Genomic DNA, 19,334 nt, shown 5'->3' on the forward strand with positions numbered 1-19,334 from the left:
TATCTGATAAAAAGACACTAAACAGGCAATTGGAAAAAGCAGATGCTATCTCAAATCTCACGTCTAATATCTCAAATCTAAATACAGCTTATCTCGAAAAGTCGGGTGTTGTTATGACTTTCGCTTATCTGTCCGGGCGCGTAATTGCCGCCTGGTAGAATGTAGCACCTTGTGAAGCACAGGTTGCTAAGACATCGCAGGGTCTAATCCCTCCGTCTTTCTCCATAAGCACTGCAAAGTTGCGCAATAAAGTTATCATTTGCAAGTGTATAACGTACGCTAAATATCATAGCTAAGCCACATTGTTAAACAAAAAAGCCGCCTTTTGCGGAGGCAGCTTTATGATTGAATTTCTTAATGAGATTATCTTCTTCTGCCGAATAAACGGAGGATCATCAGGAAAAGGTTGATAAAATCAAGATACAAAGTTAAACCGCCTAAAAGGGCCATTTTGCTTGTTGATGACGTGCCATATTCAAGACCGGCTCCTATGCGTTTTAGTTTTTGAACGTCGTAAGCTGTTAGTCCAACAAATACGGCGATGCCAACATAGCTAATGATGTATTCTAACTGGGAGCTATGCATAAACATATTAAATAATGATGCCACAATAATACCAATGAGCCCCATCATCATAATCGATCCAAATTTGGTCAGATCTGTGTTGGTGGTATACCCGGCTACAGCCATTATACCGAAAACAACTGAGGTTGTAATAAATACGCCAAGTACCGAACTTTCTGTAAATACTCTTAGTATATAGCTTAAGCTAATGCCCATAACTGCAGAAAATGCAATGAATAGCAATGCTGCAACACCGTATGATAAACGGTTAAAGCCAAATGATATAATTAGTACGAAAGCGAGCGGTGCAAACATTACAATAGTACCTAAGCCAGTATTGCCACCTGTTGCCGGGTCCCTAAGCATTTCATATAATGCCTGGTTGCCTGAAAATATGAACGCGCATAAAGCCGAAAGGCCCAGTGCGACAAACATCCACATAAATACATTAGCTATGAATTTGCGGGATGCATCCTGTTCATTTAATTGTATTACGTTTTTATAAACGTATTCGGGATCTTTAAATTCCATTTTGTGTTAAAAATTATAGTACGAATATATAAATAAAAGGTGAATGCAGCATGAAGAAAGGTGCAAGACTATTAGAGTCAAGAGGCAAGAAGAAGTCTGGCTACCTGTTGGCGCTTTCCTGGCTCTTGACTTCTTGAATCTTGATTCTCAATTCAATCTCCTCATCAACTGCTCCTCCACTTTTTTGAAAACCTGTATGGGTTTCAGGGTACGCCAGCCAATGCTATCGAGTTCGCCGCCAAAATTGATGTAATAGTCGATATTGCTGTGTTTAAATTCGTCTATCACGTGTTCGCGGAAGTTGATGCCTGCTATCCAGCCGTCCTCTACATCCTGGAACCACTCTTCGTAATAGCAATCATCGCTTGAATGAAAGTTGAGTACGTTTTCGCCGATCAGGATAAAATGAGTGATGCCATTATCTATCATCAGGTCGAGCAGCTCACGCTTCAGCATCATAATGTCGTTATTGATGGCATCATTCCATTCACCTATCAGCTCAATAATTGTGTAGCCTTTATCATAATCGGCAAAAAGCACTTTTAAATAAAGGGTATTGGAGCCGAATGAGTCCCATTGCGGGTGCAGCAGGTAATTGTATACCTGCTTGTCAAATTCAAATTCGCTGTATTCTGTCGCATAAAAAGGCGAAAACTCATCTTCCGATGCCACGTAATCGTCTCTCCAGCGGTAATATGGTTCAATATCGTGCATGTTTTTGATTTCAAATTGTCTGAACCCGAATTTTTTGAATTTGAGAATTTATCGAATACAAGCATCTTCAAATTTCCAAATCAACACATCTTCAAATTCAGTTTATTTTTTTAAATAATGATCAACAGCGCTTCGTACGCTGCCGTATTGTTTCAGTAACCCGGCTGCTTCCTCTTCGTTCAGCCCGGTTTCGTCCATTACCATGCGGGTGCCCCTGTTCACCAATTTGTGGTTGCTTAACTGCATGTCAACCATTCTGTTCCCTTTTACACGGCCAAGCTGGATCATGACACTTGTGCTCAGCATATTTAAAACTAATTTTTGTGCGGTACCGGCCTTCATGCGGGTCGACCCGGTTAAAAACTCAGGGCCTGTTACTACTTCAACCGGGTACTGCGCCACAGCCGCTACCGGGCTGCCGCTGTTACAAACAATACAGCCGGTAACTAAATTATGCTCATTAGCCGTTTTTAAGCCGCCGATCACATACGGTGTAGTGCCCGAAGCGGCTATGCCAACAACTACGTCTTTATCATTAATGTCGAAAGCTTCCAGATCTTTCCAGGCCTGTATAGCATCGTCTTCAGCAAATTCAACAGCTTTGCGGATCGCGCCATCGCCGCCTGCTATCAAGCCCACCACCATATCAAACGGAACGCCGAATGTCGGCGGGCATTCTGATGCATCAACCACGCCTAAACGGCCACTGGTGCCGGCGCCTATGTAAAATAAACGTCCGCCGTTTTTCATCCTTTCTGCGGTGATAGTTGCCAGGGCTTCTATCTGTGGCAATGCCTTTTCCACTGCCAGCGGAACCGTTTTATCCTCGTTATTAATGTTTTCTAAAATTTCCCTTACGGTCTGTTTTTCGAGGTTTTTGTAGTGCGATTCCCTTTCGGTAGTGGTTTCCATTGCTTATTTTCAAATAATTTATAACAAAATTCGGTAAAAATCATCAAATGCAAGGGTGCGGGTAAAAATTATTGACCCTGCAATTGTTAACTTTGTGTGTAATAAGTTATGAAGAGGACCGCGGGTGTAATTTTCCGGACAATAATCCTGCTGCTGGTAGGGGTGATGATAGGCCAGGTGCTTAACAAGGATTTTGCCGCGCGTAACCTTGGCTTCTCCTTTGTGAGTAATAGTAAAATAGCAAAGGTGCTGCAACTGGTTGACCGCAACTATGTTGACAGCGTTAATATCGATAGTATTGAAGGTGTATCGGTAAATAACCTGCTTCAAAACCTTGATCCGCATTCGCTTTATTTACCGCAGCAGCAGGCGCAATCCATTAATGAACGGTTAGACGGTGGTTTTAACGGTATTGGTATCGAATACCAGTTACTGCGTGATACGCTGATCATTACGCAGGTTTATGCCGGCGGTCCGGCCGAAAAAGCAGGCTTACTGGTGGGCAGTAAGGTGATCAATGTTGACGATAAAAAATTTTCGGGGAGCAAGCTAACAGCCTCCCGGATAAATGGTGTTTTCAGGGGTGAAAAGGATGCAGAAATAAAACTGAGTGTTGTGCCTCCGCTGAGCAAAGATTTAAAAATACTTATGGTTAAACGGGGACATGTTGACCTAAGCAGCGTTGATGCCGTCTATATGGCCGATGCTAACACCGGCTATATCAAGATCAGTAAGTTTTCGGCCACTACCGACCTCGATTTCAGAAAGGCGTTAACGGCGCTAAAAGTTGACGGTATGAATAAATTGCTACTCGACCTGAGAGGCAATGGCGGTGGCTACCTTAACGCTGCTACATCATTAGCCGATGAGTTTTTAGCCGATGGAAAGCTGATAGTTTATACTAAAGGTATCCACGAGCCCCGCACTGATTACTTTGCCACCGATTCGGGCATGTTTCAGAAAGGGAAACTTACCGTGCTTATTGATGAATATTCGGCCTCGGCCAGTGAGATTTTAGCAGGGGCCCTGCAGGACCTTGACAGGGCTACTATTGTTGGTCGACGATCATTTGGTAAAGGTTTGGTACAGCAGCAGTTTGCTTTTGACGATGGTTCAGCAGTGAATTTAACAGTGGCCAGGTACTATACCCCTTCGGGCCGCTCTATCCAGAAATCATACAAAAACGGGGTTGACAGTTATCGCAATGAACTTGCCCAGCGTATGCAAAAAGGCGAACTTTTTCAGAACAAAGCAACCTTAATGATAGTGTTTTTAAAGGTACCCCATCATTCCATACTTCAAGCGGGCGTAAAGTTTTTAGCGGCGGAGGCATTATGCCCGATGTTTTTGTACCGGCGGATACCAGCAAATTCACCCCTCTTATCCAGGACCTGAGCCAGCAGCAATTATTTACCGCTTACGTTGTTGACCGCCAGCAGCAATTACTTAAAAAATATCCGACTGAAGCTGAGTTTTTAACTCAATATGCTGTTAGTAATGACGAGGTAGATAAATTTATACTGTATGCCTCGCAAACCATTAAAGAAATGGATTCGCACGAAGTACAGATCTCAAGGGAGCCTATTAAAACGATCCTCAAAGCCCAGGCGGCCCGCTTTAAATGGGGTGATAACGCCTACTTTAAAGTGATCAACACCGATGATGTGACCTTTAAAAAAGGCTTGGAGCAGTAAGGAGGCTAAACAAAAGATGTCATTTCGAGTGAGTCCGTGAGGGGCATGAGCGCCGGGGCGAAAGAGAAATCTTATACATTATGCTTGTATGGCTGTGCCTGCGTATAAGATTTCTCCTCACTGGCGTAGCGCGATCCCCGCGCTTGTTCGTCGAAATGACAGTAGTTTTTACGCTCTACGTATCCTAATTCTTTTCCGCCAGGAAAATCTCATTAATCAATTCCAAATTTGCCATAACACCTGCCATTGTGCCGCTATTAACCGCATTGGCTATGGAGCGAATGCCCGAAGCGCTGTCGCCGGCGGCGTAAACGCCGGGTACCGTTGTTTTTTGCTGTGCATCAACCTGGATGTGGCCCTGATCGGTAAATGAGCAGCCTAATTGTAATGCAATATCACTGTGTTGCACAAATGGGAGCCTCGCATATAATGCTTTAAGTTTTATTTCGGAGCCGTTTTGCAAATGGATGGTAGTTATCTGGCCGTCATGATGATCAAACGCTGCTATTTCCCCCTCAATAATTTGTATATTATTATGACTGATAATGGATTGCTGACCTTCGTTTAAAGTTGATTTTCCGTTAGTGAACAGGATGAGATCTTTGGTCCAGTTTGAAATAAGTTTAGCCAGCTCAAAAGCCATTTCGCCATTAGCAAATATGCCTGTAGGCTGATAGCCGTATTCATAACCATGGCAATAGGGGCAATGAATAATCGATATTCCCCAGCATTCGGCAAAGCCGGGAATGTCAGGCATTTGATCTTTAATACCGGCAGCAAGGATAATTTTCTTTGCGCTGAATGTTTCACCGGATATTGTACTAACCTCAAAGCCCTTAGTTATTGGTGTACATTGAGTGGCCTCGCTATGGAGCAGCGTGATAGTTGGGTATTTTAAAGTTTGTTCACGGGCAATAGTCAAAATCTCGTGCGGGGTTTGACCATCGCGGGTAAAAAAGTTGTGTGAGTGTGGCGTTTGGCGGTTGCAGGGCATGCCACTATCAATAATTAATACTTTACGCATGGCACGGCCCAAAGCCATGCCTGCAGATAAACCGGCGCTGCTGCCGCCGATAATGATCACATCAAAATCCTTCATATGATATTGCGGTTAATTATGGATAAAGGTAAATGACAAAAACACAAAATGCAACCATGTTGCATTTTGTGTTTTTAAACTGACAAAGTAGAATGGCCGGCTGGCTAAAGAAATGCCAATTGCGCCGGTATTTTATTTTTTATTGGTTTTGTTCAGTGTTAATAATCCGTTGAAATAGGATAATAGTTTTCGGTTATCATCCTGAATGTAGGCCACCGGATAATCGTAATTCATAAAAGTAACCTTCCATACTTTGGCAAAATGAGGCTGATCAGGCGTATCCGGCGTTAGGTTGTAATACCCGAACTCCGCATTAAGGCATGATGATTCATTAACGCGGTTATCAATGGTATAGCCATCTTTTTTAAAAGCATCAATAAAAATTTTACGTATTTGGAGCAGCGGAGCCGTTGCTGTAGTATTTAGGCTAAGTGTGCCATAGCGCCGGCCAATGGTAGTTGAAAAAACCTCGTTCCTAAAATGATAGCCTATTCCCGAATTAAAGATGGGTAAACCTTTGCTTTCTTCATAGGCTATAACATGCTGGTAGATATTAAGCGGACCATTATTGCTTATGCTATCGTTTAAAATAACTCTATATATTACCAGGCCGTTAACCGGGATATTATTTTTTTGCAGGAGCGTAATAGCTGTTGCCAGTTCAACTCTATTGCTGTCGCTATAATCACGTTTAACGCGACTGATGCAGCCATTATCTTCTCCGCCGGTAGATGATAGCTCGCCTTTTTTGCATGCAGTAAAAGCGGCCAGTACTATTAGTACTAAACAGTAAAACTTTTTCATGAAGTGTAAAGTATTGAGGTTTAGCAGTATTACGGAGAGGGGGATGGAAACGTAACAACCAGGGGGTAAAAAACGTCATTGCGAGGGACGAAGCAATCGCGGACTATGCAGGGCGTACCTTCGAATAGGGGATTGCTTCGTTCCTCGCAATGACGCGGTGGTGAACCTTTGAAAGTCTGGATTTGATAGATCAAATTCAAGGTAATCCTCAAATCCTAAAAATCAAGGTTCTTATTTCTGCCTGAACCATACCTGCACCGGCGCGCCCGAAAAATCAAAGTTTTCCCTTAGTTTATTTTCGATAAACCGATAGTAAGGCTCCTTTACATATTGCGGCAAATTGCAGAAAAACGCAAACATTGGCGAAGTGCCGGCAATTTGGGTAATGTATTTTATTTTAACGTATTTACCTTTAATTGATGGTGGCGGGTAGTTTTCGATAATTGGCAGCATTACCTCGTTTAGTTTTGAAGTAGGGATCTTACGGGCGCGGTTCTGGTAAACCTGGTTGGCTACATCGATCACCTTTAATACCCTTTGCTTTTCGGTAACTGAGGTAAATACAATAGGCACATCGGTAAAGGGGGCTATCTTATCGCGGATCTGCTCTTCAAAAACCTTGATGGTTTTGCTGTTCTTCTCAATCAAATCCCATTTATTCACCACAATTACTACGCCTTTTTTGTTCTTTTCGGCCAGGTGAAAGATATTGATGTCCTGCGATTCAAAGCCTTCAACCGCATCAATCATCAGGATAATTACATCGGCTTCTTCCAGTGCTTTGATGGTACGCATTACCGAGTAAAACTCAATGTTTTCCTTAACCTTGGTTTTTTTACGCATCCCGGCTGTATCTATCAGCATAAAATCATGACCATACTGGTTATAATGGATATGGATAGAGTCGCGGGTGGTACCGGCAATAGGGGTAACTATGTTACGGTCTTTACCGATAAGTGCGTTAATGATAGATGATTTACCCACGTTGGGGCGACCGACAATAGCATATTTAGGGCGGGTGTTTTCTTCCAGTACTTCGTCTTCAAAGTGTTTTACCACTTCGTCGAGCAATTCGCCGGTACCTGAGCCGGTCATTGATGAAATGCTGTAGATTTCGCCAAGGCCGAAGCTGTAAAACACCATAGCATCGGCAACCTGGTTGTTATTGTCCAGCTTGTTTACTACCACAAAAACAGGTTTATTGCTTTTGCGCAGGCGGTTGGCAATCTCATCATCCAAATCTGTGATGCCGGTTGTAACATCAACAACAAAAAGGATTACCGAAGCTTCTTCAATGGCAATGTCAACCTGCTCACGGATGGCGGTTTCAAAAACATCGTCTGAATTGGCTACATAGCCGCCTGTATCAATAACGGTAAAATTGTGGTTAAGCCACTCGGCAACGCCGTAATGCCTGTCGCGCGTGACACCGCTAAAGTCATCAACAATGGCCTTGCGACTTTCGGTTAAACGGTTATATAATGTTGATTTGCCTACGTTGGGCCTGCCCACAATGGCTACTATGTTACTCATGCTTTTTTATTAAGAGTCAGGATGCAAGAAATCAAGATTCAGGAATACAAATCTATCTAACTTAACAAATGCTTCTACGAAATTTTTAATTTTTATTAATGATAGATCAAGATGTTGGATTATCCTGCATCTTGATTCTAAAAGTCTTGGTTCTGTTCTTTCTATTCGTACCCGAATTGTTTGAGGTAATTCTTTTTGGTACGCCAGTCGGGGATCACTTTTACAAACATCTCCAGGAAAACTTTTTGCTGAAAAAGTCTTCCATGGCGCGGCGGGCATAGGTGCCGGTAATTTTTAACATTTCGCCGCCTTTGCCTATGATGATGTTCTTTTGCGATTCGCGCTCAACAATAATTTCTGCGCTGATACGGTAAAGCTTTTCGCCCTCAATAAAGGCGGTTACAATAACCTCGGTGCTGTACGGAATTTCTTTTTGTATTGTTTAAACACCTGTTCGCGGATCATTTCTGAAGCGAAAAAGCGGTCGTTACGGTCGGTTAGCGCATCTTTTTCGTAATAAGCGGCATGCTCCGGCAGGTTTTCGATCACGAAATCCATAATGGCCTTAATGTTGTGCCCATGCAATGCCGATATCGCGAAGATGGCTTTAGGGTTTAATTTCTCCTGCCAAAATTCGACCTTCTTTTTTACGGTTTCTTCATCGCTTTGGTCAATTTTGTTGATGAGTACGGCAAGAGGCGCTGATGAACGTTCCAGTTTTTTAAGAACGTCTGCTTCGTCATATTCTTCATAAATGTCTGTAACCAGCAAAATAAGGTCGGCATCAACAATAGAACCGTCAACCTGGTGCATCATGCTTTCGTGCAGGGCGTAGTGCGGTTTGATAACACCAGGGGTGTCCGAAAACACGATCTGGTAGTTTTCGTCATTCACAATACCCAAAATGCGGTGGCGTGTAGTCTGCGCTTTAGGGGTGATGATGGACATTTTTTCGCCCACCAGCGCGTTCATAAGGGTTGATTTCCCTGCGTTGGGTTTACCTATTATACTTACAAAACCTGCCTGATGAGCCATAAAAAAATAATTAAAAATATATTTGGACTGCAAAGAAACGAATTATATCTTTGCAGTCCAATTAAAACGGAGTGCAAATTTGCATTTTGATAATTGGAAGCACCTTTCCGGGGTTATGGCCGGATCTCAAATATATAGCACAATACAGTGCGGGATGGAGCAGTTGGTAGCTCGTCGGGCTCATAACCCGAAGGTCGTAGGTTCGAGTCCTGCTCCCGCTACGAAGAAAATGAAAAGCCTCAAGTTGAAAAATTTGAGGCTTTTTGTTTGATGTTCTCTTAATAGAGATGTATTGATTATATTTAACGTTATTTATCTATTGATAACTGAAAAAGATATATTTATACAGGATGACACATGTTGAGAATATACCACATATTCTTAAAAACGGCATTACTCATCAATGGTCGGCCAATAGCAATAAAGATTACGTCCCTATTGGATCCGGAAGTTTAATATCAAAGAGGGAAAGTTTTATATTACCAAATGGCGAAGCACTTGGGCGTTACATCCCTTTTTACTTCGGTGCGCGGATGCCAATGCTATATGTAATTAAGCAAGGGGCCAATAGCATATATTATAACATGCGACCGGTATCTACAGAAGATATTGTTTATTGTATTACAAGTGTTGAGCAGATAAGGGTTCATAATTTGAGGTTTGTTTTTTCAAACGGGCATGCAGTAAGCGATCTGACTGATTTTTTTTACGAAGCAGATATAGATGATATTCTTAATATAATTGATCTTTCAGCAATAAACGCACAATATTGGGTTGATTACAATGATCTTGATTTGAAAAGAAGAAAAGAGGCCGAGTTTTTGGTCATAGACGATATACCTGCAAGTGCAATATTAGGGTTTGCAGTTTATAATAAAAATGCCAAACAAAAACTTTTGGCATTTGATATTAGTGAAAGTAAAATTGTTATCAAACCTGATTACTATTTTTAACAGATGATTACATACATTGAAGGGAATATATTAGAAAGTAGGGTTGACGCTTTGGTGAATACCGTAAACACTGTTGGAGTTATGGGGAAAGGATTGGCTCTTCAATTCAAAAAGGAATTTCCTCACAATTTTAAAATCTATCAACAGGCCTGCAAAAATAAAAGTTTTGATATTGGCAATCTAATAGTTACCGAAGAAGAATCGTTGTTGTATGGTAAGAAGATAATAATTGATTTGCCAACTAAAACAGACTGGCGTAAACCATCTGAATATAACTATATAGACACAGGCTTGAAACAGCTGGCATCTGTAATAAACGAAAGGCAGATTAAGTCGATAGCAATACCATCTTTAGGAACAGGGCACGGGGGCTTAGAATGGAATAAAGTTAAGGAATTGATAGAGTCAAACTTAAATGGAATAGAGAGTGATATTCAGGTCTACTTACCTAATGCTGTGATAAAAGAGGCTATGAAAGAGGAGCGCGCTAAATTGACACCTGCCCGGGCTATGTTATTAGCGGTCTTGTTCGACCTTGCTAAAAGCGGGGAATTTGTATCGGAGTTTGCTGCTGAAAAGGTTGCTTATTTTTTGCAGCGCTTTGGGGCAAAAAGCGAGTTTAAACTAACTTTTGAGCCAAATTTCTATGGCCCCTATTCGGGTAAAGTGAGACGTGTGCTTTACTATCTAAACGGAAATTATATCACAGGGTATAGCGCTATGGATAAAAAGCCATTTGAAGAGTTGGGTATTATGATGGACACGGAAGAGGATGTTCTGGCATATCTTAGCCAGGAATCAAACCTCGCTTTTCTTGATATTGTAAACAAAACCAAAAATTTTTTATCCGGGTTTTACTCTGCTTTTGGGTTGGAGCTATTGTCTACTATAGATTTTCTTTCTGTCAAGTTCAAGACCAAAAATTTGGATGAAATATTAAACCGTCTTCACGGTTGGAGCGATAGAAAACGGACACTTTTCTCCAATGAAAAATTTGTTGAACAGGCAATAGCGAAGCTTGAGGGGCATAATTTATAAGGCTTTAACATTTATTTAATTCCCTGCCTCTTTCAAATCTCCCTGGTGCCAGTAGATCATATACCGGGCATCATGTAATTTGTAAAAAGGGATCAGTTCCAAGCCTTTGAACTTAGCCGGACTGATCAGTTCGGGCGCAATGAAAGTTTGTGGTTTTCCGGCTACTGGTTTCAGGTATTTTTCAGGATCAGACTGGTTACTTACCAGTATAGGTGCCTTATTTAACGGATATGTTTTACCTCGGGGCTGCGGTAATTTTCAATGGCTGTTATTTTAACATCCATTTTACGTTTTGATGAAGCAAATGAAATAATAGTATCAGATTCAATCATCTTTTTTACATTTTGATTGCTATCCGTGGAAATTTTTACCTATCATTACAAAATGCATGTTGTAATTGGTTCCAAACTCCTCCTTGTAGCTTGTTTATCACTTATGAAGCCGGCAAAGCCTGCCGTACTTCACGCATCAAAAAAACATAAAGCAAATAAAACGGTAAAATTGCATAGCCATGCGAGGTTGAGGCATCATTATGCCGAAGTTGAGGCCAATTATGAAACCGGCGAAACCACACCCGACGAGCTGGTTGAATTTGCCCAAACCCTGAAAGGCGTTAGGTATCGGTATGGTTCAAGCAACCCGGAAAAAGGTTTTGATTGCTCAGGCTATGTTAATTATGTTTTTACTCATTTCGGCATCTCTATCCCCCGCAGTTCATCGGATTTTGCGCCGGTTAAGGGGATTGATATTAAAGACGCCAAATTTGGCGATCTGATTTTGTTTACCGGAACCCGCAGTCACAATTACCACAGTGCAGGGCATATTGGTATTGTGATATCACAACCTGGTGAACCATTGGTGTTTATCCATTCTACATCGGGTGATGAAAATGGCGTTACTGAAACCGCCATGAATGATCGTTACCAGCGCAGGTATATTAAAACCATCCGTGTGTTTAAGGAAGAGTCTCAACCACAGGAAGAGGACGAAGATGCCGTTCCTGATACGTTAGAAGAAGCCCGTTAATCTTAATGTAGAGACGCATCACATGCGTCTCCCGTTTGCAGGTTACAAAACATTTAAGCCCGCTCTGCGCATTGTGAGATGTGTAACCGCTATTGTGTTTTATTCGATTGATTATCAGTTACTTGATGGTTTGTTTCTGAATTCGTGTTAACCCTGTTAACCCCCATTCCCAATGATGATCTCTACGTTTCCCTGTTCTTAATAACTCCTGTTTACCAATCTCTGATCAATAAAAAGATAGCCCACAAACCCTGCAACCAGTGTTAATAATACCCATTTAAAGCTGATAATTGCATTTAAAAACATATCACCGCTTTCTGGGCTCATTACCGATAGCAACCCATAGGCCAAGGCCAAGCCCGATGCAAATATCCCAAGTGCCAACAAGTTAAAGCGCAGATCGTTTTTACGGTTGATTTGTTCCTGCAGTTTTCTCCTAACGTTAGCGGCAAAACTCATAGGCAGGCCTTCTTTTGGCTCGGTACCCAGTGCGGTAAATAAGTTTTGATAAGCAAGCAGGTCGTTCTTATCTTCTTCCGAAAGTGTTTTGTTATCGGGAACTAAACCGTTGTTCAATAGTTCCTGTAATTCTGTCGTCATCCAGCTCTTTCATATATTTTCTTTCTTAAGGTCTTTTTCAATTTTCTCTTTCAATAATTTCCGCGCCCTGAAAAGATGGCTTTTCACTGTTCCTTCCGGGATGCCCGTGATCTCTTCGATCTCAGCACATGAAAACTCATTTAGGTGGTACAGCGTTAACACTGTTTTATATTGATGCGGCATTTGCTCAATAAGCAGGTTAACATAAGCTGCGGTATTTTTTTATCAGTTCCTGTTCGGGGTTTTTATCTGTAAAATGATGATTATCAATATTTTATGGATATTCGGCAGGGGGATTGTTCTTGTTCTTTTTAAAATAGTTTACAGCGGTTAAGTAGGCTATACGTGCTATCCAGGTTGATAGTTTCGACTGAAACTCAAACCGGTGCAGGTTTTGGTGAATCTTAATGAAAACTTCCTGGCATATATCCTCCTTGTTTTGCTGGTCTTGCACCAGCCGGTTTATCACAAAGAAAACCAGCTTTTCGTACTGCTTTACCAGCAGTTCAAAAGCCCGGAGATCTTTATTTAATATTCTGGATACAACCTCGTGTTCATTAAACATATTACAGTAGTCAATATATAAGGTTTAGCGGTTGCAAAAAAAGAATAAAAAAATATTTTAAAATAATTGCAACCGCGGTACAGCATGTGTTGACTACTGTAGCAAATGCTTAAACAAACAAGATCATGAAACAGTTAATGCCATTCATCGTAATCATTGTATTCTTTATACTGATAGCCATATTCATACTTGCCCTTTATAATTACATGCTGAAAAAACGCATTATTAAATCGGGGCCGCTGGATGAGAACAGCGTGAAATTTCTGGCCCAGTTAAACTCAGGCAACGAGGCCTTAAAATGGGGGCTCATCCTCCTTTGCGCCGGTATAGGTTTTATAGTAATGCAATTCATCCCCTACAGTGCCGAAGATTCGCCCGTTCCTTACGGAGTTGAAATGATCTTTATCTCAGCCGGCTTTCTAATCTATTACCTGCTGCTTCGCCGCCGTAAGGATTAAATAATTAGCCTGTGTTAATCACTTATAACCTCAATAGTTATAGCCAAACCGCGGTGCAGGTAAAAGGAGATATTGCTGATTCGGTAACTAAAGCGCCTTTGCCATTGATAACCGTACGACTAAAGAATGCTGCCAATGAAACCATTATGGTTGCTGTTACTAAAGACGATGGCTCCTTCAGTTTTGCTTCGGTACAACCGTCAAACTATTCGCTGTCTATTAACGCTATTGGCTACAGTTCAAAAACAATACCCCTCGATCTTACACATCAGCAGCAAACACTGGTGCTAAAACCGGTTTATCTAAGTGATGTAATGACCAATCTGAAAGAGGTTGCCATAACCGCCGAAAGACCGATTATCAGGCAAAAGGCCGACAGAATAATTTACGACCTGAAGGCGGATCCTGAAAGTAAGGGAAATAATGTACTAAGCATGATGAGGAAAATTCCTTACCTGTCATTAGATGGGGATGATAATTTACTGCTCAAAGGAAATTCAAGCTTTAAAGTGCTTATTAACGGTAAGCCCTCCGGCAGCTTGGAAAGCAACCTTAAAGCCGTTTTAAAAAGCATCCCGGCATCAACCATTGAGCGGATTGAGGTGATCACCACACCGCCATCAAAATATGATGCCGAAGGTTTGGCGGGCATCATTAACATCATCACCAGCAAAAAAGTCAACGATGGTATCAATGGTTCTGTAAATATCAATGAAAGCTTGCCTACAGGTGGCCCCGGCATTGGAGGTTCTGTTACGGCTAAAAAAGGCAAGTTCGGTGTTTCTGCTTTTGGCGGTGGCAGCATCAACAATTCGCCGCAAACCTATAATATCAACAAGCGTGTTGATACTGCCGGTACAACACTGGCGCAAACAGGTTATCAACGTTCAAATAATAAAACCGCTTATTTCGGCACCGAATTAAGCCTGCAGATAGATACACTGAATTTATTAACCGCCCAGTTCAATTATAACGGCAGCCGTGCAACCGATCATAACGGGCAGTCGTCCCTGCTAACCGGCGATAGTAAGCCTGAGCAATACCGTTTTCAAAACAATAATAAGGCCACCAGCTATGGCATTGATGCAGGTATCAATTATGAATTGGGCTTTAAAGGAGTTAAAAACAGGCTACTTACATTCTCATACGTGTACAGCAGCAACACAAATAACAAAAATGGCGACGTTCAATTTTTTGACAGGGTAAATTTCCCGGGCCCCAATTTTCAACAAAGCGATAAACAAAAATTTAAAGAACACACTGTACAAGTTGATTTTGTTACCCCAGTAAATAAAATGACCATTGATGCCGGCATTAAAGCTATATTCAGGAATAACAGCAGCGATTTTAGCTATAGCTCATTAAATGAAACAACTGGTTTATATGAGCATGATGCAGCGCAGTCAAACGCGTTTACCAATACCCAAAATGTATTTAGCGCTTATAACTCCTATCAATTGGCTTTAAACAGTTGGAACATCAATGCCGGTGTGCGGGTTGAGGAAACCGTGATCCGGGCTGATTTCATGAGTACGGCATCTGTGGCCGATCAAAACTATTTTAACATTGTTCCTTCTGTTTCGGTAAGTAAAAGATTTAAAGACGAAAGCAGTATCAACTTCGGTTTTTCGCAAAGGATCAGGAGGCCGGGAATCAACAGGCTTAACCCTTATGTTGACCGCTCAAACCCTAATTATGAAGTTACCGGTAACCCAAACCTGAGACCTGTTTTATTGAACGATATCCAGCTTGGGTATGGCAGCAATAAAAAATTATCAGTAAACATCGGGCTCGACTATTCGTTCATGAACAATCTCGATTTGCAGGTAGTTAATTTTGACCGGGCTACCCAGGTTACACAAGTTACCTATGCTAATACAGGCAAGGCCAGCAGTGCGGGCGTTAATTTTAACCTTAGTTACCCTGTGACTAAAATTTACAACGTAAGCCTCAATGGTAATATGATGTACTTGTGGCTGCAAGGCCAGGCCGACGGAAAAGTAGTGAATAATAACCTGCTGATGTATGGGGCCACGCTATCAAACGTAGTACGCCTGAACCATGGCTGGGCCCTGAATGCCGATTTGGGTATAAATAGCCGCAACCCTACGGGTTTACAGGGGTACACCAACGGCTTTTTTTACAGCGCGTTCAATTTCAACAAGGATATTGTAAAAAATAAGTTCAGTATCTCTGGGGGGATCAAAAATCCATTTACCAAATACCGTAACAGTGTAAGCAAAAAATTTGGTCCTCAGTTTAATCAAACCTACCAAAGCATGAACTATTACAGGTCATTCAGCATCAGCCTGAACTACAATTTTGGAGGCTTAAAAGACAGGATCAATAAAAACAAAACAGGGATTGAAAATAATGATGTGGCTAATTGATGATAGCGTATCTGATTATTGCAAAGGCCTCAACAATTTTAGTTAAGGCCTTTGTACGTTGATCGAAGCATTTTTGAGGCAATGAATCTAAGAAAAACAGGTTTGGACAACCAAGGAAGATATGGTTAATTGTAATTTTTAAAAAAGGGCCCAGGCTCGTAAGTAGCTTTAAGCTAAGTGTGCCAGCCCGTCAGGAAACATTCCTTTGGCCACTACAACCATATCAAGCGCTTCGCGGATCAGTTTGATCTTGCCATTTTCGGCAACCACGCGCCCCATATAGGTTTGCGGATAAACCCGACCGGTTGAATTGACTATAGCGTCCACATCATATTCGCCAAAGGCCTGATCAGGTGTATCAATATGGATCCTGATGTTTTGAAATTTGAAGTTGCCGAATGTTTTAGGTAGGTTTTTAAGGAAATTATATATTACGTCCCGGCCTTTCCATTGCCAGGGTAAACCTAAACTTGCAAGGTAGGGAAGCTCGAACACTGCGTCGTCGGCAAAAAGTTCAATAGCTGTATCGGGGTTATTGACATGCTCAAGATAGCTGAGCAATAATTCTTTAGCGGTTTTCATTTCTTTGAAATTTTATGATCCTGTCCGTTCATCGGTCAGGGTATCACAAAGGTGCAAAGTACCCAACCGCCACACATTGATTTATAGTAAGAAAGAAATTGACTTATATCAACCAAATTAAAAGGTTAGATTATAGTGTGTTAAGAAATTGTTGACCACATGAGCCAATTTGTGACAAACAGATGTGATAACTTATTGTACATTTGCACTATCAAAACAGTGCGGGATGGAGCAGTTGGTAGCTCGTCGGGCTCATAACCCGAAGGTCATAGGTTCGAGTCCTGTTCCCGCTACCAGAAAAAGTCAAAAGCCTCAAGTCGAAAGATTTGAGGCTTTTGTTTTTGTCCTATACGCAATCTCGTGGCATGTCCGTTCGTGCGACTTTAAACATTAGTCAGCATAATGTTTTGTGAATAATGGCAATATTTTAATATTTGTGTAATCTGTTAAAATAGAATGCTTTATCATTTAAATAAACCAGTTATGAAATTAAGACTAATTTTATCATTTATCCTTTTAGCCACTTGCTTTACTGCGTTTAGTCAGGAAAAGAAGAACGAAGCTATTGTTGAAAAGGGCTTAGTTAAAATATCAGTCATGTATCCTTATGCTGAAGGTAAAACCTTTAATATGGAATATTATGAAACGAAGCACATGCCGATGGTGGCGCAGCTTTTAGGATCAAATTTGGTTAAATACAGCATTGAAAAAGGGATTGCAAGTGGTATCCCTAACCAACCGCTGCCTTTTATGGCAGTCGGCACTTTTTATGTAAAAAGCCTAAGCGACTATCAAGCCGCTATAGCGCCCAAAAGAGACGCCATCCGTGCGGATTTTGCAAATTATACTAATGTCAGTCCTGTTATTTTGGTAAGTGAGGTGGTGAAGTAAAACGTAATATTTTCATAAAGTGGCGACCAATTCAACGCCTCAACAAATTTTTAAATGTTAGCAGGTAACGTTTGTATGAGAGTTAATACTGCCAAACTAAATAACTATAGTTATGGGATATATCCGGATATGCTGCTTAGCCATGTTTATTATAGGGGTGTTTTTAATAACAATGTATACAGGGGACCGCCGAATACATCCGGTTACAACTAATAAAATACCTCCCGCTGCCGCTATGGTCATTGTTGCAGTAGTTATAGGGCGGAGAAGATAGTTTTTTATTAGTTACTAAACCGGCGTTTACTACCTGCAAATAATGGAAAGCAATAAAATACCGCTAACACTTAATTATCTGGGCGAAAGTCACCGGTTACAAATTGTTCATGGGCAGTATCATAGTTTGATGTCGCTCATAGCAGATTATTTGGCAATCCCGGGATTTGGATTATGTTGCGGAATGGGTAGTTGCGGCACTTGCGTGGTACAAATAGCCTCGCCATATTCACAGGTTAAAAGGAATGTTATGGCATGTGGTATACTGGTGAATGATGAATTGGCTAATATGGTAATTTTAATACCTGATAAAATTTATTAGTATTGTCTATAGTCAGACTTGAATTGGTGTCATGCTGAGTGTTTAATCCGGGCCTCTGCGTGCGACCTTTTTACAGCCCCTCTTTGTCGGCTATGGAATTTGACAAATCTTTGTAAAAAACGGATTACAAAAAAGAGCTATCTTTAATTTTACCCCAAAAACCTGAATGAGCACAATTTTAAAAAACCGGATAACCTCTATTGACTTTCTCCGGGGTACTATCATGATTATTATGGCCCTTGATCATGTGAGGGATTATTTATACTCCGGGTCATTTTTTTATGATCCGCTTGACCTTACAAAAACAAGCGGCATATTATTTTTCACCCGGTGGATCACTCATTTTTGCGCTCCTATATTTATGCTGCTTGCCGGAACATCGGCATACCTCATCGGGCAAAAGAAAACTAAAAAGAGTTATCCATATTCCTGGTAAAACGGGGATTGTGGCTCATATTTCTCGAAATGTTCGTAGTTAACTTCGGCTGGAACTTCAATATCACATTTCCCATGTTTTTCTTTATTACTATATGGGCGCTGGGCTTAAGCATGATCATACTGGCGGCATTGATCCATCTGCCTATAAAATTGGTCCTGGGCATTAGCGTTATAATCATATTGGGGCATAATCTTTTAGACGGCGTTCATGTGCCGGGCAGCACTTTGCCGGCTTTTGGCTGGTCGCTGCTTCATGACCAGCAGTTTTTTACCTGGCATAAGGAAATTTTATTGGTAGGGTATCCCATTGTACCCTTAATGGCGGTTATGTCTTTAGGTTATTGTTTAGGCGCATGGTACGCGGCGGGCTATGAAGTTAGCAAAAGGCAAAGAAACTTATGGATAGCCGGCGCCACCTGTATTGTTTTGTTTATTGTATTACGTTATACTAACCTCTATGGAGATCCGGTGAAATGGAACGTACAGAAAAATACATTATTTACCATCCTGTCATTTATTAAGGTAAATAAATATCCGCCATCGTTGTTGTACCTGCTGTTGACGCTGGGTGCGGCCTTTCTGTTCCTGTCATTTACCGAAAAATCAAAAGGAGCTGTTGTAAAAGTAGTTTCGGTATACGGCAGGGTGCCCATGTTTTATTACCTTATTCATATTTATATAATACACCTGATAGCAATTATCGCATCAGCGCTTACGCCCGGGCAGGACTGGACGATCTGGTTCCTGAAACAACCTATCTGGTTTACAACAAACCTGAAGGGCTACGGGTTTTCATTGCCTGTTGCGTATCTTGTTTGGATTGGAATAGTAATGGCCTTATATCCTTTATGCAAGCGCTATGATGATTACAAACAGGCCAACAAAGGAAAATGGTGGTTGAGTTATTTATAA

22 protein-coding genes, 2 tRNA genes, 1 pseudogene and 1 riboswitch are annotated in these 19,334 nt (G+C 41.3%); of the genes and pseudogenes, 13 read left to right on the forward strand and 12 right to left on the reverse strand.

Going from position 1 to position 19,334, the window contains the following annotated elements; translation table 11 throughout:
• Positions 1-121: 121 nt before the first annotated feature.
• Positions 122-231: riboswitch (SAM riboswitch) on the reverse strand.
• Between the two features lie 132 nt (positions 232-363).
• The 3 genes from ACQ86K_RS32535 to murQ form a co-directional block, all read right to left on the reverse strand.
• Complete coding sequence (locus ACQ86K_RS32535) at positions 364-1,095, reverse strand: Bax inhibitor-1/YccA family protein (RefSeq protein ID WP_091173427.1); 732 nt, start codon at positions 1,093-1,095, stop codon at positions 364-366.
• Between the two features lie 147 nt (positions 1,096-1,242).
• Entirely contained in the window at positions 1,243-1,809 is a 567-nt protein-coding gene (locus tag ACQ86K_RS32540) for a hypothetical protein (RefSeq protein ID WP_091173431.1), read from the reverse strand.
• A gap of 102 nt (positions 1,810-1,911) precedes the next feature.
• On the reverse strand, positions 1,912-2,721 hold the full coding sequence (gene murQ / locus ACQ86K_RS32545; protein ID WP_091173434.1) for an N-acetylmuramic acid 6-phosphate etherase: 810 nt from the start codon (positions 2,719-2,721) through the stop codon (positions 1,912-1,914).
• Between the two features lie 108 nt (positions 2,722-2,829).
• Here murQ and ACQ86K_RS32550 point away from each other — a divergent pair, with 108 nt between their 5' ends.
• Together ACQ86K_RS32550 and ACQ86K_RS32555 are read left to right on the forward strand one after the other, a co-directional pair.
• Positions 2,830-4,116, forward strand: coding sequence for a S41 family peptidase (locus tag ACQ86K_RS32550; protein WP_431199462.1), 1,287 nt, complete (start codon positions 2,830-2,832; stop codon positions 4,114-4,116).
• Positions 4,056-4,415, forward strand: coding sequence for a hypothetical protein (locus tag ACQ86K_RS32555; protein WP_431199463.1), 360 nt, complete (start codon positions 4,056-4,058; stop codon positions 4,413-4,415). Before ACQ86K_RS32550 ends, ACQ86K_RS32555 begins: the two co-directional genes overlap by 61 nt.
• Positions 4,416-4,599: 184 nt before the next feature.
• Here ACQ86K_RS32555 and ACQ86K_RS32560 read toward each other — a convergent pair whose 3' ends face one another.
• The 4 genes and pseudogenes from ACQ86K_RS32560 to era form a co-directional block, all read right to left on the reverse strand.
• Positions 4,600-5,514: an NAD(P)/FAD-dependent oxidoreductase gene (locus ACQ86K_RS32560; RefSeq protein WP_091173442.1), complete on the reverse strand. Its 915-nt coding sequence runs from the start codon at positions 5,512-5,514 to the stop codon at positions 4,600-4,602.
• A 132-nt stretch (positions 5,515-5,646) separates the two neighbouring features.
• On the reverse strand, positions 5,647-6,318 hold the full coding sequence (locus ACQ86K_RS32565; RefSeq protein ID WP_091173445.1) for a hypothetical protein: 672 nt from the start codon (positions 6,316-6,318) through the stop codon (positions 5,647-5,649).
• Between the two features lie 231 nt (positions 6,319-6,549).
• Positions 6,550-7,851: a ribosome biogenesis GTPase Der gene (der, locus tag ACQ86K_RS32570; RefSeq protein WP_091173447.1), complete on the reverse strand. Its 1,302-nt coding sequence runs from the start codon at positions 7,849-7,851 to the stop codon at positions 6,550-6,552.
• 161 nt (positions 7,852-8,012) lie between these two features.
• Positions 8,013-8,886: pseudogene (gene era / locus ACQ86K_RS32575) on the reverse strand (GTPase Era).
• A gap of 148 nt (positions 8,887-9,034) precedes the next feature.
• Here era and ACQ86K_RS32580 point away from each other — a divergent pair.
• The 3 genes from ACQ86K_RS32580 (at position 9,035) to darG (ending at position 10,877) form a co-directional block, all read left to right on the forward strand.
• Positions 9,035-9,107 (forward strand) — tRNA-Met (locus ACQ86K_RS32580).
• Positions 9,108-9,236: 129 nt separating this feature from the next.
• Entirely contained in the window at positions 9,237-9,839 is a 603-nt protein-coding gene (gene darT / locus ACQ86K_RS32585) for a type II toxin-antitoxin system toxin DNA ADP-ribosyl transferase DarT (protein ID WP_091173454.1), read from the forward strand.
• Positions 9,840-9,842: 3 nt separating this feature from the next.
• Positions 9,843-10,877 carry a type II toxin-antitoxin system antitoxin DNA ADP-ribosyl glycohydrolase DarG gene (gene darG / locus ACQ86K_RS32590; protein ID WP_091173456.1) on the forward strand — a complete coding sequence of 345 codons (1,035 nt, stop codon included), beginning with the start codon at positions 9,843-9,845 and terminating at the stop codon, positions 10,875-10,877.
• 15 nt (positions 10,878-10,892) lie between these two features.
• Here the strand turns inward: darG and ACQ86K_RS32595 are convergent, their stop codons facing one another.
• Positions 10,893-11,087, reverse strand: a complete 195-nt coding sequence (locus ACQ86K_RS32595) for a DUF4986 domain-containing protein (protein ID WP_091173460.1) — start codon at positions 11,085-11,087, stop codon at positions 10,893-10,895.
• Positions 11,088-11,312: 225 nt separating this feature from the next.
• Between ACQ86K_RS32595 and ACQ86K_RS32600 the strand changes: the two genes are divergently transcribed.
• Positions 11,313-11,903 carry a C40 family peptidase gene (locus ACQ86K_RS32600; protein WP_176844548.1) on the forward strand — a complete coding sequence of 197 codons (591 nt, stop codon included), beginning with the start codon at positions 11,313-11,315 and terminating at the stop codon, positions 11,901-11,903.
• Positions 11,904-12,101: 198 nt separating this feature from the next.
• On the opposite strand, the gene ACQ86K_RS32605 is transcribed toward ACQ86K_RS32600, so the two are convergent.
• From ACQ86K_RS32605 to ACQ86K_RS32615, 3 genes are all read right to left on the reverse strand, one after another.
• Positions 12,102-12,503 carry a hypothetical protein gene (locus ACQ86K_RS32605; protein ID WP_431199464.1) on the reverse strand — a complete coding sequence of 134 codons (402 nt, stop codon included), beginning with the start codon at positions 12,501-12,503 and terminating at the stop codon, positions 12,102-12,104.
• A gap of 9 nt (positions 12,504-12,512) precedes the next feature.
• A complete protein-coding gene (locus tag ACQ86K_RS32610) occupies positions 12,513-12,701 on the reverse strand; it encodes an RNA polymerase sigma factor (RefSeq protein WP_431200980.1) in 189 nt (62 codons plus the stop codon).
• Positions 12,702-12,777: 76 nt separating this feature from the next.
• Complete coding sequence (locus ACQ86K_RS32615; protein ID WP_431199465.1) at positions 12,778-13,068, reverse strand: RNA polymerase sigma factor; 291 nt, start codon at positions 13,066-13,068, stop codon at positions 12,778-12,780.
• A gap of 125 nt (positions 13,069-13,193) precedes the next feature.
• On the opposite strand from ACQ86K_RS32615, the gene ACQ86K_RS32620 reads away from it, so the two are divergent.
• Together ACQ86K_RS32620 and ACQ86K_RS32625 are read left to right on the forward strand one after the other, a co-directional pair.
• A complete protein-coding gene (locus ACQ86K_RS32620) occupies positions 13,194-13,526 on the forward strand; it encodes a DUF6249 domain-containing protein (RefSeq protein ID WP_091173474.1) in 333 nt (110 codons plus the stop codon).
• An 11-nt stretch (positions 13,527-13,537) separates the two neighbouring features.
• Positions 13,538-15,916 carry a TonB-dependent receptor domain-containing protein gene (locus ACQ86K_RS32625; RefSeq protein ID WP_091173476.1) on the forward strand — a complete coding sequence of 793 codons (2,379 nt, stop codon included), beginning with the start codon at positions 13,538-13,540 and terminating at the stop codon, positions 15,914-15,916.
• 168 nt (positions 15,917-16,084) lie between these two features.
• Here the strand turns inward: ACQ86K_RS32625 and ACQ86K_RS32630 are convergent, their stop codons facing one another.
• Positions 16,085-16,498 carry a nuclear transport factor 2 family protein gene (locus ACQ86K_RS32630; RefSeq protein ID WP_091173479.1) on the reverse strand — a complete coding sequence of 138 codons (414 nt, stop codon included), beginning with the start codon at positions 16,496-16,498 and terminating at the stop codon, positions 16,085-16,087.
• 220 nt (positions 16,499-16,718) lie between these two features.
• On the opposite strand from ACQ86K_RS32630, the gene ACQ86K_RS32635 reads away from it, so the two are divergent.
• The 5 genes from ACQ86K_RS32635 (at position 16,719) to ACQ86K_RS32655 (ending at position 19,334) form a co-directional block, all read left to right on the forward strand.
• A tRNA-Met gene (locus ACQ86K_RS32635) sits at positions 16,719-16,794 on the forward strand.
• Positions 16,795-16,954: 160 nt separating this feature from the next.
• The gene (locus ACQ86K_RS32640) at positions 16,955-17,389 is read left to right on the forward strand and encodes an EthD family reductase (RefSeq protein ID WP_218134504.1); all 435 of its coding nucleotides are present in this window, start codon (positions 16,955-16,957) and stop codon (positions 17,387-17,389) included.
• Between the two features lie 316 nt (positions 17,390-17,705).
• Positions 17,706-17,984 (forward strand): hypothetical protein, encoded by a 279-nt coding sequence (locus ACQ86K_RS32645; protein WP_091173485.1) that lies wholly within the window; start codon positions 17,706-17,708, stop codon positions 17,982-17,984.
• A 166-nt stretch (positions 17,985-18,150) separates the two neighbouring features.
• Complete coding sequence (locus tag ACQ86K_RS32650; protein WP_431199466.1) at positions 18,151-18,420, forward strand: heparan-alpha-glucosaminide N-acetyltransferase domain-containing protein; 270 nt, start codon at positions 18,151-18,153, stop codon at positions 18,418-18,420.
• A gap of 8 nt (positions 18,421-18,428) precedes the next feature.
• Entirely contained in the window at positions 18,429-19,334 is a 906-nt protein-coding gene (locus ACQ86K_RS32655; RefSeq protein WP_431199467.1) for a DUF1624 domain-containing protein, read from the forward strand.

This window comes from Mucilaginibacter sp. P19 (genome assembly GCF_050632265.1).
GTDB classification, from domain to species: Bacteria; Bacteroidota; Bacteroidia; order Sphingobacteriales; family Sphingobacteriaceae; genus Mucilaginibacter; species Mucilaginibacter gossypii.

Coding starts and splice junctions, on each gene's coding strand:
- ACQ86K_RS32605 (WP_431199464.1), bottom strand. CDS start 12,503: ATGACGACAGAATTACAGGAACTATTGAACAACGGTTTAGTTCCCGAT.
- ACQ86K_RS32650 (WP_431199466.1), top strand. CDS start 18,151: ATGAGCACAATTTTAAAAAACCGGATAACCTCTATTGACTTTCTCCGG.
- ACQ86K_RS32555 (WP_431199463.1), top strand. CDS start 4,056: ATGCCCGATGTTTTTGTACCGGCGGATACCAGCAAATTCACCCCTCTT.
- ACQ86K_RS32535 (WP_091173427.1), bottom strand. CDS start 1,095: ATGGAATTTAAAGATCCCGAATACGTTTATAAAAACGTAATACAATTA.
- ACQ86K_RS32560 (WP_091173442.1), bottom strand. CDS start 5,514: ATGAAGGATTTTGATGTGATCATTATCGGCGGCAGCAGCGCCGGTTTA.
- der (WP_091173447.1), bottom strand. CDS start 7,851: ATGAGTAACATAGTAGCCATTGTGGGCAGGCCCAACGTAGGCAAATCA.
- ACQ86K_RS32550 (WP_431199462.1), top strand. CDS start 2,830: ATGAAGAGGACCGCGGGTGTAATTTTCCGGACAATAATCCTGCTGCTG.
- ACQ86K_RS32630 (WP_091173479.1), bottom strand. CDS start 16,498: ATGAAAACCGCTAAAGAATTATTGCTCAGCTATCTTGAGCATGTCAAT.
- ACQ86K_RS32640 (WP_218134504.1), top strand. CDS start 16,955: ATGCTTTATCATTTAAATAAACCAGTTATGAAATTAAGACTAATTTTA.
- ACQ86K_RS32620 (WP_091173474.1), top strand. CDS start 13,194: ATGAAACAGTTAATGCCATTCATCGTAATCATTGTATTCTTTATACTG.
- ACQ86K_RS32600 (WP_176844548.1), top strand. CDS start 11,313: ATGAAGCCGGCAAAGCCTGCCGTACTTCACGCATCAAAAAAACATAAA.
- murQ (WP_091173434.1), bottom strand. CDS start 2,721: ATGGAAACCACTACCGAAAGGGAATCGCACTACAAAAACCTCGAAAAA.
- ACQ86K_RS32645 (WP_091173485.1), top strand. CDS start 17,706: ATGGAAAGCAATAAAATACCGCTAACACTTAATTATCTGGGCGAAAGT.
- darG (WP_091173456.1), top strand. CDS start 9,843: ATGATTACATACATTGAAGGGAATATATTAGAAAGTAGGGTTGACGCT.
- ACQ86K_RS32615 (WP_431199465.1), bottom strand. CDS start 13,068: ATGTTTAATGAACACGAGGTTGTATCCAGAATATTAAATAAAGATCTC.
- ACQ86K_RS32565 (WP_091173445.1), bottom strand. CDS start 6,318: ATGAAAAAGTTTTACTGTTTAGTACTAATAGTACTGGCCGCTTTTACT.
- darT (WP_091173454.1), top strand. CDS start 9,237: ATGACACATGTTGAGAATATACCACATATTCTTAAAAACGGCATTACT.
- ACQ86K_RS32540 (WP_091173431.1), bottom strand. CDS start 1,809: ATGCACGATATTGAACCATATTACCGCTGGAGAGACGATTACGTGGCA.